Origin of the sequence: Hydrogenophaga sp., assembly GCF_025699295.1 — a bacterium.
Taxonomy (GTDB): Bacteria; Pseudomonadota; Gammaproteobacteria; order Burkholderiales; family Burkholderiaceae_C; genus Hydrogenophaga.
In genome coordinates, this window is record NZ_JAILWB010000005.1 from 99135 (window position 1) to 113535 (window position 14401).

At 65.4% G+C, this 14401-nt stretch carries 9 protein-coding genes and 1 other RNA gene; 7 read left to right on the forward strand and 3 right to left on the reverse strand.

Annotated features, from left to right (window positions below; translation table 11 throughout):
• Positions 1-3: 3 nt before the first annotated feature.
• The 6 genes from K5880_RS06415 to hsdR all read left to right on the forward strand — a co-directional run bounded on the left by K5880_RS06415 (position 4) and on the right by hsdR (position 10034).
• Positions 4-744: an aspartate/glutamate racemase family protein gene (locus K5880_RS06415; protein ID WP_297649951.1), complete on the forward strand. Its 741-nt coding sequence runs from the start codon at positions 4-6 to the stop codon at positions 742-744.
• Positions 745-793: 49 nt separating this feature from the next.
• Positions 794-2515, forward strand: coding sequence for an MBL fold metallo-hydrolase (locus K5880_RS06420; protein ID WP_297649953.1), 1722 nt, complete (start codon positions 794-796; stop codon positions 2513-2515).
• 254 nt (positions 2516-2769) lie between these two features.
• A complete protein-coding gene (locus K5880_RS06425) occupies positions 2770-4227 on the forward strand; it encodes an N-6 DNA methylase (protein WP_297649955.1) in 1458 nt (485 codons plus the stop codon).
• A complete protein-coding gene (locus tag K5880_RS06430; RefSeq protein ID WP_297649957.1) occupies positions 4227-6101 on the forward strand; it encodes a restriction endonuclease subunit S in 1875 nt (624 codons plus the stop codon). Before K5880_RS06425 ends, K5880_RS06430 begins: the two co-directional genes overlap by 1 nt.
• Positions 6098-7552, forward strand: coding sequence for an ATP-binding protein (locus tag K5880_RS06435; protein WP_297649959.1), 1455 nt, complete (start codon positions 6098-6100; stop codon positions 7550-7552). Before K5880_RS06430 ends, K5880_RS06435 begins: the two co-directional genes overlap by 4 nt.
• Positions 7553-7697: 145 nt before the next feature.
• Positions 7698-10034 carry an EcoAI/FtnUII family type I restriction enzme subunit R gene (gene hsdR, locus K5880_RS06440; protein WP_297649960.1) on the forward strand — a complete coding sequence of 779 codons (2337 nt, stop codon included), beginning with the start codon at positions 7698-7700 and terminating at the stop codon, positions 10032-10034.
• Positions 10035-10055: 21 nt separating this feature from the next.
• Here the strand turns inward: hsdR and rnpB are convergent.
• The 3 genes from rnpB to K5880_RS06455 all read right to left on the reverse strand — a co-directional run bounded on the left by rnpB (position 10056) and on the right by K5880_RS06455 (position 12418).
• An RNA gene (rnpB, locus tag K5880_RS06445) (RNase P RNA component class A) lies at positions 10056-10405 on the reverse strand.
• A 22-nt stretch (positions 10406-10427) separates the two neighbouring features.
• The gene (locus K5880_RS06450; protein WP_297649961.1) at positions 10428-11783 is read right to left on the reverse strand and encodes an MATE family efflux transporter; all 1356 of its coding nucleotides are present in this window, start codon (positions 11781-11783) and stop codon (positions 10428-10430) included.
• Between the two features lie 32 nt (positions 11784-11815).
• A complete protein-coding gene (locus K5880_RS06455; protein ID WP_297649962.1) occupies positions 11816-12418 on the reverse strand; it encodes a DUF2239 family protein in 603 nt (200 codons plus the stop codon).
• Positions 12419-12546: 128 nt separating this feature from the next.
• Between K5880_RS06455 and K5880_RS06460 the strand changes: the two genes are divergently transcribed.
• A complete protein-coding gene (locus K5880_RS06460; RefSeq protein ID WP_297649963.1) occupies positions 12547-14370 on the forward strand; it encodes an FAD-dependent protein in 1824 nt (607 codons plus the stop codon).
• Positions 14371-14401: the final 31 nt, after the last annotated feature.

Below are 14401 nucleotides of genomic sequence, written 5' to 3' on the forward strand. Positions count from 1 at the left end.
GTCATGCGACACCTGCTGGTCATCAACCCCAACACCTCGGCCAGCGTGAGCGCGCTGCTGCAGACCCATGTGCAGCAGGCCGCGGGCCTGCATGTGCGGGTGCGCACCGTGACCGCGCGTTTCGGCTCGCCCTACATCGCCGACGAGGCCAGCTACGCCGTGGCCGCGCACGCCGCGCTGGATACCTGGGCCTGCGCCCTCGCCAGCACCGATGCCGCGCCCCACGCCGTGCTGATCGGCTGCTTCGGCGACCCGGGCCTGATGGCGCTGCGCGAGAGCAGCCCGGTGCCGGTGACCGGCCTGGCCGAGGCCGCTTTCGTCGAAGCCGCGCGCCATGGGCGCTATGCGATCGTCACCGGTGGCGCGCGCTGGGGTCCCATGCTGCAGCGGCTGGCGCAGGCACTCGGCCATGCCCAGCAGCTCGCCGGCATCCACACCGTGGCGCCCACCGGCGCGCAGCTCGCGGCCGACCCGGTGGCCGCGCGTTCCCTGCTCGTCCAGGCCTGCCGCGACGCTTCCCGCCAGCTGGGTGTGCAGGCCGTCATCCTCGGCGGCGCGGGCCTGGCCGGCATGGCTGCTGCGGTGCAGGCCGAGGTGCCGATCCCCGTGATCGACAGCGTGCTGGCCGGCGCGCACTGGGCGCTGCGCAGCGCGCCGATGCCGCCTGAACGCGAACAGCCTGGCTTCGATGTGGCCTGGCAAGGTCTCTCGCCCGAGATGGCCGCTCTCGGTCTTCGGGTCTGAGGGAATCGGGCGGGTCGGCAGGCGGCAGTGCCTTGCAGCAAAATGCCGCATGGTCCGCCCCACCCAACTCCTGCACCCACCCCGCTCCCTCGCCGCCGTGCGGCCCGCAGCCACCGTGCTGCTGCTGCGCGACAGCACCGACCCGGCGCGCCCCGGTATCGAGGTGCTGATGACACGCCGTTCCATGACAGCGAGCTTCGCGCCCGGGGCCTACGTGTTCCCCGGCGGTGGCATCGACGCCGCCGATGCCCAGGCCCACAGTCTGTCCAGCCGCCGCTCGACGCAGGGCGACCTGCATCTCACCCAGGCCATCGCCGCTATCCGCGAGAGCTTCGAGGAGCTCGGCGTGCTGCTTGCCCACCGCGCCGACGGCTCACCGGTGGACGACAGCGACATCGCCACGCTCGACCGCAAAGCCCCGTTCGCCGCGCAATGCCAAGCCCGGGGCCTCACGCTCGACGGCGCCGGCGTGTTCGTGCTCGCGCACTGGATCACCGACCGCGACCTGCCGCGCCGTTTCGACGTGCCCTTTCTCGTGGCGCGCATGCCCGAAGGCCAGCAGCCCGTGGCCGACGAAGCCGAGCAGTTCGAGCCCTGCTGGGTGCGCCCTGCCGATGCGCTGGAGCGCCACCAGGCCGGCGGCTTCTTCATCATCTTCCCGACCATCCGCACGCTGGAGCGTCTGCAAACCTACGCCAACGTGCAGTCGTTGCTCGATGCCTGCGCGCGCAACGACGAGCCGCTGTGGACCAGTTGCCCGCGCGCTGGCCTCACGCGCGGCGCCGAGTCGCGCCACATGGAACACGAGCCCCCCTTCGGCGAACTCGCCATGGTCTGCCCCGACGGCCAGATCGTGCACAGCCTGGACTGGCAGCACGAGCAACCGGTGCAACTGCTGAAGAACGTGCAGCGCCTGACCGCGCCCAACCCCGGCTTCATGACCGGCCCGGGCACCAACAGCTACATCGTGGGCGACCCGGCCAGCGGCCACATCGTGATCGACCCCGGCCCGGACGAACCCGCCCACATCGAGCGCCTGTGGCGCGCCGCCGGCGGCCGCATCCAGGCCATCGTCTGCACCCATTCGCACCCCGATCATTCGCCCGGCGCGCCACGCCTGCAGGCGCTGTGCGTGAACGCCGGACTGGCGAAGCCGCCCATCCTCGGCCTGCCCAGCGCCGCCACCTCGCGCGAGAACAGCCGCTTCACGCCCGAGCGTGTGCTGGCCGATGGCGAGCAGCTCGTGCTGGTCGGCCAGTCCGCCGACGGCATGGTCTCGCACACGCTGGAGGTGGTGCACACGCCCGGCCACGCCGCCAACCACCTGTGCCTGGCCCTGTTGGAAGACGGCCTGCTGTTCACTGGCGACCACATCCTCAACGGCAGCACCACCGTGATCGACCCGCCCGACGGCAACATGGGTGCGTACCTGGATTCGCTGGACAAGCTTGACGCGCTTTGCGAACGCCACGGCATCGAGTTCCTGCTGCCCGCGCACGGCTACGTGCTGGGCGACCTGCGCCGCAGCGCTGAAAACCCCAGCGCGCCGGCCGACGGCGGCGCGCGCGCGGCCATTGCCCACCTCAAGGCCCACCGCCTCGCGCGCGAAGCCAAGGTGGCGCGCGCCATGCAGGCCGTGCCCGAGGGCTCCATGGACGACTGGGTGAAACTCGCCTACGACGACGTGCCCGAACGGCTCTGGCCCGTGGCCAGGCGTTCGCTGCTGGCGCATGTGGAACGCATCCAGAGCCTGGGGGGCTTCAACCTCTGAAGGCGCCGAACCCCGCACACCGCTCATGCCCAAGCCCAAGCCCCGCAACCGGTACTCCCGGGTCGCCAAGGCCGCGTCCTTCTTCTGCGACTGCGCGCGCGTGTTCGCCCTGCCAACGTGCTCATTTCGGTGTGCCACGTCATTCCATCAGGGTGTCCGCGAACTGCCAGCCCGACAGTGAGCCGCCTCGCTGCACAAAGTTGTTGGCTCCCCCCGCAGCAAGAGAGAATTCACCCTTTTCCTACAAGCCCCTCATGTTCGAGCAAACCTTCAAGAACATCGACGACATCCTCCACAAGGACGCCGGCTGCACCAGCGAACTGGACTACACCGAGCAGTCGTCGTGGCTGCTGTTCCTGAAATACCTGGACGCGCTGGAGCGGGACAAGGCCGACGAAGCCAAGCTGGAGGGCAAGCGCTACACCTTCATCCTGGGCGAGGCCTTCCGCTGGGAGCAGTGGGCGGCGCCGAAGACAACCGATGGCCGGATCGACCACAACGCCGCAATGACCGGCGACGACTTGCGCGACTTTGTCAACGGCAAGCTATTCCCGTACCTCGCCGCCTTCAAGCAACGGGCAAGCGGCCCAAACACCATCGAATACAAAATCGGTGAAGTCTTCGGTGAGATCAAGAACAAGATCCAGAGCGGCTACAACCTGCGCGATGCCATCGATCTGGTGGACGCGCTGCGCTTCGGCTCGCAGACCGAGAAGCACGAGCTCTCGCACCTGTACGAAGCCAAGATCAAGAACATGGGCAACGCCGGGCGCAACGGTGGCGAGTACTACACGCCCAGGCCGCTGATCCGCGCCATGATCCAGGTGCTGGACCCGAAGATCGGCGAGCGCATCTACGACGGGGCTTGTGGGTCGGCCGGCTTCTTGTGCGAGGCCTTCGAGTATCTGAGCAACCGGCCCGGCCTCACCACATCGGACCTGAAGACACTGCAGACGCGCACCTTCTACGGCAAGGAAAAGAAAAGCCTGGCCTACGTGATCGCGATCATGAACATGATCCTGCACGGCATCGAGGCGCCGAATGTCGTGCACGCCAACACCCTGGGCGAGAACATCAACGACATTCAGGAAAAGGACCGGTACGACGTGATCCTGGCCAACCCGCCTTTCGGCGGCAAGGAACGCAAGGAGGTTCAGCAGAATTTCCCCATCAAGACCGGCGAGACAGCCTTCCTGTTCCTGCAGCACTTCATCAAGTCACTGAAGGCCGGCGGGCGCGCGGCCATCGTCATCAAGAACACCTTCCTGAGCAACACCGACAACGCGTCAACCAACCTGCGCAAGCTGCTGCTGGAGAGTTGCAACCTGCACACCGTGCTGGACATGCCGGGTGGCACCTTTCAGGGTGCGGGCGTGAAGACGGTGGTGCTGTTCTTCGAGAAGGGCGCGCCCACGCGCAGGGTCTGGTACTACCAGTTAAGCCCGGGACGCAATATGGGCAAAACCAACCCGCTCAACGATGGCGACATGGCCGACTTCGTCGACCGCCAGAAGGTCTTCTCCGATTCGGCGCAGAGTTGGTCGATAGATCTGAAGGGCATAGCCACCGGCACCTACGACTTGTCAGTCAAGAACCCGAACGGCGGCAACGAGGTCGAATTGCGCACGCCGGGGGACATCCTTGACGAGATTGCGACTCTGGATGCAGAGAGTGCAGGAGTGCTGGCGACAATTCGAGAGTTGGTGGCGTGATGCAAAAGTGGCAGAGCTACCGTCTAGTCGATCTGTGTTCTATCGAGCTGGGTCGCACACCTTCACGCGACAACCCGCGACTTTGGGACAAAGCTAGAGAGAGCGGGAACGTTTGGTTGTCGATCGCTGATCTTTTGGCTACGCGAGATGGCGCAGTCGCGGACAGCAAAGAGTACCTTTCCAATCAAGGTGCCGCGCTCTGTAAACCGGTGACTGTTGGAACACTTCTGCTCAGCTTCAAGCTCACTATCGGCCGGTTGGCCGTTGCTGGCAGAGACCTATACACCAACGAGGCGATTGCCGCTCTCGCTATCCGTGTACCGGACAAGCTCTGTCGAGAGTACCTGCGCTACTACTTGGAGGCCTATGACTGGGAGAAAGCCACCCGGAACGATCTGAAGGTCAAGGGTAGAACGCTCAACAAGGCCAAGCTAAAAGAGATCGAGGTTCTTGTTCCGTCACTGTCGGAGCAGCATCACATCGTCGCCCTTCTTGACGAAGCTTTCGAGGGCATCGCCACCGCCAAGGCCAACGCCGAGAAAAATCTACGGAATGCGCGAGAGCTATTCGCCAGCCGAATGCAATCGCTGTTTGAGCGAAATGAAACCTGGGAACGGGTCCAACTCGCGGATCTGCTGACACGAGGGTGGATCACCGGTCACCTTGATGGGAACCACGGCAGTGACTACCCACGCAAGGAAGAGTTTGTTGATGCCGGTGTGCCCTACATCGCCGCGAGCGCCGTCAGGGGAGGCGCCGTCGACTTTACCGAGGCGAAGTACCTGTCGCCTCAGCGCGCAGCCTCAATTCGAAAAGGTCTTGCCAAAGACCGTGACGTACTCTTCGCCCACAACGCGACCGTGGGACCTGTGGCGATTCTCCGCACCGATGAGAAGGTGGTCATCCTCGGCACATCGCTCACCTACTATCGCTGTAACCCTCAGCATGTGCACCCCGAGTATTTGGCTCATTTCATGATGTCGCCGGCCTTCACGTCTCAGTACGAGTTGGTCATGAAACAGTCCACACGGAATCAGGTACCGATCACGAAGCAGCGCGAGTTCTTTCATGTGATTCCGCCCATTGAGGTTCAGCGGCGGATCGCCGATGAACTCGATGAACTGGAAGCACAAACGGATCGCCTGTCCGGCATTCACGCACGCAAGATCATGGCACTCGATGAGTTGAAGAAGTCCCTGCTTCACCAAGCCTTCTCCGGCCAATTGACATTGGCCAAGAAAACGAGCGTCGCTCTGCAACCTGTACTTCAAACTACAACGCCAGAATTCGCAGCGAACGTTATTTCGATTGCCTATGCGCGGCATGAACGACAGCAAAGGGAAAAGACCTTCGGACGCGTGAAGGTGCAGAAGGTGCTGCATATGGCGGAATCCATCGCCAAGATCGACATGGGCCGCCAGCCCATGAGAGATGCAGCCGGCCCCAACGACTTTCAGCACATGCTCAAGGCCGAAGAATGGGCAAGGGCTCACAACTTCTTCGAGATGGTCAAACGCGATGGGGGCTACGACTTCAAGAAGCTCAGCGCATTTGATGAGCACCTGTCGCGCGCACGTCTCGAGCTGGCTCCGTATCTGCGGCAACTGGAAAGCGTCATCGATATCCTGGTCCCGATGGACAAGAAGGAAGTCGAGGTCTTTGCAACGGTGCATGCCGCCTGGAACAACCTGCTGATCGACGGTGCGGACGTCACGGACGGCGCGATCGTCTCAGCAGCGCGAGAAGGCTGGCACGCAGACAAGCTCGACATTCCAGTGGACAAGTTCCAGGAAGCCATCGCGCTGATCCGGCACAAGGGCCTCGATCCGGACGGCACCGCCAAGTACGTCGGTGGCCAGCAACGATTGATATGAACCCCGCCCGCGACATCGCCCTGATAGACCAGTTGCGGGCCGAGCCAGCGGAAACGCCGTGGCTGGAGTTCAAGAGCAACAACACCGACCCGGAGATGATCGGCAAGCGGTGCTCGGCACTCGCCAACTCGGCGCGCATCGAAGGGCAGGACCTGGCCTACATGGTCTGGGGTGTCGAAGACGAAACCCACGCCGTGGTGGGTACGGATTTCCACCCGGACAGCAAGAAGGTCGGCAACCAGGGCCTGCCGCTGTGGCTGGCCAACAGCCTGCAACCCAGCATTGCGTTCAGCTTCCGCACTGTGGAGCATCCTGAAGGCCGCCTCGTGCTGCTGGAGATTCCCGCCGCCACGGGCGCACCCGTGGCGTTCAACGGCGTGCAGTACGTGCGCATCGGCAGCGCGACGCCCCGCCTCACCGACTATCCGGAGCGTTACCAGCGCCTGATCGAGCGGCTACGACCTTACCGATGGGAGCATGGCATTGCGCGCCAGTACGCCACCGGCGACGAGGTGCTGAGCCTGCTCGACTACAGCCAGTATTTCCGCCTGACCGGTCAGCCCTTGCCCGACAACCGCGCAGGCATCTTCGACAAGCTGGAGGCAGACCGCCTGATCGTGCACGACGTGGGCGAGCGCTGGAACATCACGCACCTGGGTGCCATCCTGTTCGCGACCAAGTTGAGCGAGTTCGAGTCCAGCCTCGCGCGCAAGGCGGTTCGTTTCGTCGCCTATGGCGGCCGCAACCGTGCGGCCCCGGTCACGCACCGGCTCGACGGGCAGAAGGGCTATGCGGTGGGCTTTGAAGGCCTGATTGACTACGTGAACAACCTGCTGCCCAAGAACGAGCACATCGGTGCCGCACTGCGGGAAGACCGGCCGCTGTTCCCGGGCATCGCCGTGCGCGAGTTGGTCGCCAACGCGCTGATCCACCAGGACATGACCATCACCGGGGCCGGCCCGCAGATCGAGTTGTTTGAAGACAGGCTGGAAATCAGCAACCCTGGCGCCACGCTGGTATTGCCCGACCGCATGATCGACCTGCCACCACGTTCGCGCAACGAGGCGCTGGCTTCGCTGATGCGCCGCATGCGCATGTGCGAGGAGCAGGGCAGCGGGCTGGACAAGGTGGTGCAGGCTTGCGAGGTGTTCCAATTGCCCGCACCGCTGTTCCGGACCGAGGGTGACGCCACCCAGGCTGTGCTGTACGGGCCGCGCAGTTTCGCCGAGATGACGCAGGACGAACGCGTACGGGCCTGTTACTTTCACGCGGTGTTGAAGTCCCTGAGCGGGGACAAGATGAAGAATGCGAGCCTCTGCGCCCGGTTGGGCATCGCCGCGAAGAACGCCGCCCAGGCGACAGCGGTGATCAACCGGACGCTGGATGCGGGCTTGATCCGGGTGGCAGACCCGGAGCATCCCCGTGCGGGCTATGTTCCGCACTGGGCCTGAGGTTTCTTGATCGGGTTTTGATCCAACTGGGAGGCGAGCAACAGATGAGCAGACTTTTCCCTTGTAAATCAATGACTTATGGAAACCTCTCGGGACAAGATTTTCTTGATCGGGTTTTGATTCAGCGGGCTGCTGACCCGGCCCCATGAACGAAGCCGAAACCCGCGCCGAGCACATCGACCCCGCGCTGAAGGCCGCCGGCTGGGGCGTGGTCGAGGGCAGCCGGGTGCTGCGGGAACACGGTATCACGCTGGGCCGCCTGCAGGGCGGCAGCAAGGGCGGGCAAAGCATCAGGGCTCGCGGCGACATCGCCGACTACGTGCTCGTCTACCGCAACACCAAGCTGGCCGTGATCGAGGCCAAAGCCTGGGGCAAGCCCCTCACTGAGGGCGTGGGCCAAGCCAAAAGCTACGCCACCAAGCTGGCGGTGCGTCACACCTACGCCACCAATGGCCAGGCGATCTACGGTATCGACATGAGCACCGGCGTCGAAGGCGAGATAACCGGTTACCCCAGCCCCGAGGCACTGTGGCAATTGACATTCGCCCTGCCCAATGCCTGGCGCGACCGATTCGCCGCCGTGCCATTTGAAGACAAGGGTGGCGCGTGGCAGGGCCGCTACTACCAGGACATCGCCATCACGCGCGTGCTGGCGGCGATTGCGACCGGTAGCGACCGCATATTGCTGACGCTGGCCACTGGCACCGGCAAGACTTTCATCGCCTTCCAACTGGCCTGGAAGCTGTTCCAGAGCCGCTGGAACATGGTTGACTGGAAAAGCGGTGCCGAACCCACCCGGCGCCCACGCATCCTGTTTCTGGCCGACCGCAACATCCTGGCCGATCAGGCCTACAACGCCTTTTCGGCCTTCCCCGACGATGCGCTGGTGCGCATCGACCCGGCAGACATCCGCAAGAAGGGCCGGGTGCCCAAGAACGGCAGCATCTTCTTCACTATCTTTCAGACGTTCATGAGCGGTCCCGGTGGAGCGCCCCATTTCGGCGAATACCCACCCGACTTTTTCGATTTCATCGTGATCGACGAGTGCCACCGCGGCGGTGCCAACGACGAAGGCAGCTGGCGCGCCATCCTCGATTACTTCGCGCCCGCCGTGCAACTGGGGCTGACGGCCACGCCCAAGCGAACGATCAATGCCGACACCTACGCCTACTTCGGTGAGCCGGTGTACGTGTACTCCCTCAAGGAAGGCATCAACGACGGCTTTCTCACGCCGTTCAAGGTCAAACAGATCGCCACCACGCTGGACGAATACGTCTACACGCCCGACGACCTGGTGGAAAAAGGCGACATCGAGGTGGGCCGGCGCTATGAAGAGAAGGACTTCAACCGCATCATCGAGATCAGGGAGCGCGAGGCGTACCGCGTCAACCTCCTGATGAAAACGATCGACCAACGCGAGAAGACCCTTGTGTTCTGTGCCACGCAGACGCACGCGCTGGCGATACGCGATCTGATCAACCAGATGAAGACGAGTGCAGACCCGCTCTACTGCGTGCGCGTGACGGCCAATGACGGCGCCTTGGGCGAACAGTACCTGCGCGACTTCCAGGACAACGAGAAAACCATTCCCGCAATCTTGACCACGTCGCAGAAGCTCTCCACGGGCGTGGATGCGCGCAACGTGCGCAACATCGTGCTGTTGCGGCCAGTGGCTTCGATGATCGAGTTCAAGCAAATCATCGGTCGAGGCACACGCCTTTACGACGGCAAGGATCATTTCACGATCTACGACTTCGTCAAGGCACACCATCACTTCAGTGACCCCGAGTGGGATGGTGAGCCTCAGCCGCCAGAAGAACCCGCGCCGCAGACACCACGCGGCAACGGTACGGCCGCTGTGCCCTTGAGCGAGCCTACGCCGCCACCTCTTACCCCACCACCAGCCAGGATCAAGGTGAGGCTGGCTGATGGCAAAGAGCGCGCGATCCAGCACATGTCGGCCACAACGTTCTGGAGCGCGGACGGGCGCCCGATGTCGGCAACTCAATTTCTCGAATCACTGTTTGGAGCGTTGCCCGAGTTCTTCAAGGACGAGGACGAACTCCGTCTTCTCTGGAGCGACCCAGACACCCGCAAGAAGCTTCTCACCGAACTCGCGGATCGCGGCTTCGGCAAGGAGCCGCTGGCGGAGATGCAGAAGATCATCGAGGCCGAGAACAGCGACCTCTTCGACGTGTTGGCCTACGTCGCCTTTGCCGCGGCACCGCAGTCGAGGGAGCAGCGGGCCGCGCATGCACGTCAATTGGCTTATGGGGAATTCACCGACAGGCAACAGGCGTTCATTGACTTTGTGCTTTCCCAATACGTCCTGGTAGGCGTAGACGAGTTGGATCAGGAAAAGCTATCACCATTGCTGCGCTTGAGGTACCGTGCGCTGCCGGACGCATTTGCCGAACTTGGCAAGCCCGAACAGGTGCGCCAAGTGTTCGTGGGATTTCAGCGGCATCTGTATGCGAACTGACGTCGCAAGCCCGCGATAAAAGTGTGAAGCGCACCGTTACGCCGGATTCTGTGCGTCCGGGTTGCCCCGGACGTGACCGCCATTCATCTGGGCCGGGGGTTGCCCACCCGGCTCGGTGCTACCTACCCGCCAGCTCCGCGGAACCACGTCAACGCTGGCCTATTTGGTATTGCTGCGCGTAGAGATTGCCCGTTTCACCCGCACTCAAGCGGCTCGTCTCTGTTGCTCTGATCCTCACCTTAGGGCCCTTCGAGCGAACTCTCGGGGCTTGTCGGTGGAGAGGTGTTACCTCCTACGCTGTCCTGTGCAGTCCGGACGTTCCTCCAGCACACCCTTTCGGGCATCGTGCCAGCGACGGCCTGGTGCGCTTCACGGCGCGATTATCCCCCGCCCTCAGACCAGGCGCTCGATCCGGCGGTGGCGCCACACCCTTCGGTAGTAGGTGCCCTGCAGCAGCAGCATGGCCACATACGCCACCGGGAACGCGACCCACACGCCCGCCAGGCCCATGCGGGCATCGAGCAGATACGCGGCCGGCAGCTGGATGCCCAGGATGCAGAAAACCGAGATCGCCATCGGCACCAGCACGTCGCCGCTGGCGCGCATGAGGCCGCCCACCACGGCCTGGAAGCCAAACACCAGGATGCTCCACAGCATGATGTGCAGCAGGTGTCCGGCCTGCGCGCGTGCCTCGGGCTGCGTCAGGAACAGGCCCATGAGCGTGTGCGAGAGCAGGTAGCCCAGCAGCACCAGGCTGCCGGTGAGCGCGGCGTTGAGCCACAGGCCGGTGCGCAGGATGGCGCCCAGGCGGTCCATCCGCCCCGCGCCGATCGACTGCGCCGCGAGGATGGACGCCGTGATGGCGATCGACAGCGCGGGAAACTGCACGTAATTCACCACCTGCGTGACCGCGCCGTACGCGGCGGTAGCCTGCGAGCCGTGGCCATTCACCAGCGCGAGGATCACCAGCTCGGACACCGAGATCACCACCATCTGCAGACCGGTCGGCAGGCCGATGCGCAGCACCTTGGCGAGGATGGCGCGGTCCAGCCGCAAGGCGTGCAGCAACTCGCGGTCGAAGGCCAGCACGTGCTGGCGCCGCCCCAGCCGCCACACCAGGAAACCCAGCGCCGCCGCGTAGGACACCAGCCCGGCATACGCCGCGCTCTGGATACCCAGGCGCGGCAGGCCGAGCCAGCCCTGGATCAGCGCCGGCGTGAGCAGCAGGCCAAGCGCAGTGGACAGCAGCAGCGCCACCAGCGGCGAGACGGTGTCGCTCACGCCGCGCAGCAGCTGCGTGAACAGGATGAACACCAGCAGCAGCGGCATGATGAGCAGCATCACCCGCGCATAGGCCACCGCGTCGTCGATCACGTCCACGGGGGTGCCCAGCGCCTGCATCGCCTGCCGCGCGAACACCACGCCCAGCACCGCGGCGGCCAGGCCGATCAGCGCGCCCAGCACCAGTGCCGTGCCTGCGATGGCCTTCACCTTGCGCGGCTCGCGCGCGCCCCAGGCCTGGCCGATGAGCACCGAGGCGCCTGCACCAATACCGATCACCAGCGAGATGAAGAAGAAGACGATCGGGAACATGCCCGAGACCGCCGCCAGCGCGTGCGTGCCCAGCATCTGGCCGATGAAGATGCCGTTGAGCGTGCCCGACAGCCCCTGCAGGATGTTGGACAGCACCATGGGCACGAGGAACACGAGGTAGACGCGCCAGAGCGGGCGCTGAGGGATGGTGGACATGGAGACCAGGAAGTGGGTACGGAGATCGGGGCTCAGGACGCTGACGGCGGCGCTGGATCCACAGGCGTGAACGCGTCGCGCGCCAGCCAGTTCAGGTGCGTCTGCACATCTGGTGGCCAGGTGGCGGTGCAGCGGGCCAGGGCCTGGGCATCGTGCGCGAAGAGCGCGCGGGAGGCCTCTTCGAAGCCCTCGAAACCGCCCGCGATGGCGCTCATGAACCGGTAGGCCCGCTCCGTGGCCAGACGCACACTGTCTCGCCCCGCATGGTTGCGGCGTGCCTCCTCGACCAGGCGGCGCAGGGCCGCCGATGCGCCACCCGGCTGCTGCGACAACCAGTCCCAGTGGCGCGGCAACAGCGTCACTTCGCGCGCCACCACCCCCATGCGGGGCCGACCCACCTGGGGCGCCGCAGCCGGGGCGGCGCGGGTGGGCGCGTCGGCGGAGGATGGCGCCGCGCCCCATCCGGGCGGCCAGGGATGGTCCACCTGGGCGCCACTGGCGTCGTCGAACACCAGCAGGCCACCGGCCGAGAGATCGAGCGCGGCCAGTGCCCGCGCCACCTCGTCATAGGGGCCGAAGGCCACGCGCCGGGCGCCCAGGAATGCGGTGCAACGGGGAGGGGTGTTCTCGTTCATGCCGCTAATTATACCCGGGTTTAATTGTTTTACCCGGATTATTTAAAGGACGCAGCCAAGGCGTGGCGCATTGACGACAATACGCGGGCCCTGTCCTCCTGCTTGATCAACACAAGCCCCCACGACACATGATCCGCCTCTCCGAACTCAAGCTGCAGCTGGCCGAGCTGCCCGTCGAGCACCGCCGCGCCGCCGACGCGCCCAGCGAAACCGAGGACGACCGCCAGCCGCCGCCCCACCCGGTGCAGGCCCTCACCACGCTCGCCGCCACGGCCCTGGGCATCGACGCGGCGCAGATTGCCGAACTGCAGGTCTTCAAGCGCAGCTTCGACGCGCGCAAGGCGGAACTGCTCGCGGTCTACATCGTGGACGTGGCGCTGGCCGACCCGGCGCAGGAAGCCGCGCTGCTGGCCGCGCAGGCGGGCAAGCCCCACGTGCAGCCCACACCCGACATGGCCTGGCACCCGCCCGGGCATGCACCCGCCGGCTGGCCCGCCGACGAGCGCGACCGACCGGTCGTGGTCGGCCTGGGGCCCTGCGGCCTGTTCACCGCGCTGGCGCTGGCGCAGATGGGCCTGCGGCCGATCGTGCTCGAGCGCGGCAAACCGGTGCGCGAGCGCACCAAAGACACCTGGGGCCTGTGGCGCCGCCACGTGCTCAACCCCGAGAGCAACGTGCAGTACGGCGAAGGCGGCGCGGGCCTGTTCTCCGACGGCAAGCTCTACAGCCAGATCAAGGACCCGCGCTTCCTCGGCCGCAAGGTCATGCAGGAATTCGTCGAGGCCGGCGCACCCGCTGAAATCCTCTACACCGCGCACCCGCACATCGGCACCTTCAAGCTGGTGCGCGTGGTGGAGGCCATGCGCGAGAAGATCGTCGCGCTCGGCGGCGAGATCCGCTTCCAGCACCAGGTCTGCGGCATCACCCTGGCGCACGACGGCGATGCACAACGCGTCGATGCGCTGCAGGTGCGACACCTGACCACCGGCGACACGCGGGACATGCCGGTGCGCCACGTGGTGCTGGCGCTGGGCCACAGTTCGCGCGACACCTTCGCCCTGCTGTGGGACGCGGGCGTGTTCATGGAGGCCAAGCCCTTCTCCATCGGTTTTCGCATCGAGCACCCGCAGGGCGTGATCGACCGCGCGCGCTGGGGCCGCCACGCGGGCCACCCGCTGCTGGGCGCGGCCGACTACAAGCTGGTGCACCACGCGAAGAACGGGCGCGCGGTCTACAGCTTCTGCATGTGTCCGGGCGGCATGGTGGTGGCGGCCACCTCGGAACCCGGGCGCGTGGTCACCAACGGCATGAGCCAGTACTCGCGCAACGAACGCAACGCCAACGCCGGCATCGTGGTCGGCATCGAGCCGGCCGATTTCCCGCAGGCGTTTGCGCAGGATGCGCCGCTGTGGGCTGCCGCGTTCGGCCCGACCGATGGCGCGCGCTACGCCGACCAGGCCCGCACCCTCGCGCAACAGGGCCAGACCCACCCGCTGGCCGGCATCGTGCTGCAGCGCGACCTCGAAGCGCGCGCCTACCAGCTCGGTGGCGCCACCTACGACGCGCCGGGCCAGCTGGTCGGCGACTTCCTGAAGCAGCAGCCCTCCAGCGCGCTCGGCGAGGTCGAACCCTCGTACCAGCCGGGCGTGAAGCTCGGCGACCTCGCCCCCGCCCTGCCCGCCTATGCCATCGAGGCGATGCGCGAGGCGCTGCCGGTGTTCGGCCGCAAGATCAAGGGCTACGACATGCCCGACGCCGTGCTCACCGGCGTGGAAACCCGCACCTCGTCGCCGCTGCGTCTCACACGCGGCGAAGACTGCCAGAGCCTGAACACGCGCGGCCTGTACCCGGCGGGCGAAGGCGCGGGCTACGCCGGTGGCATCCTCTCGGCCGGCGTGGACGGGCTCAAGGTGGCCGAGGCGCTGGCGCGCGAGTTGTTGCCGGGCGCCTGAGCGCGACACATCGCACGCGCGTCACACATCT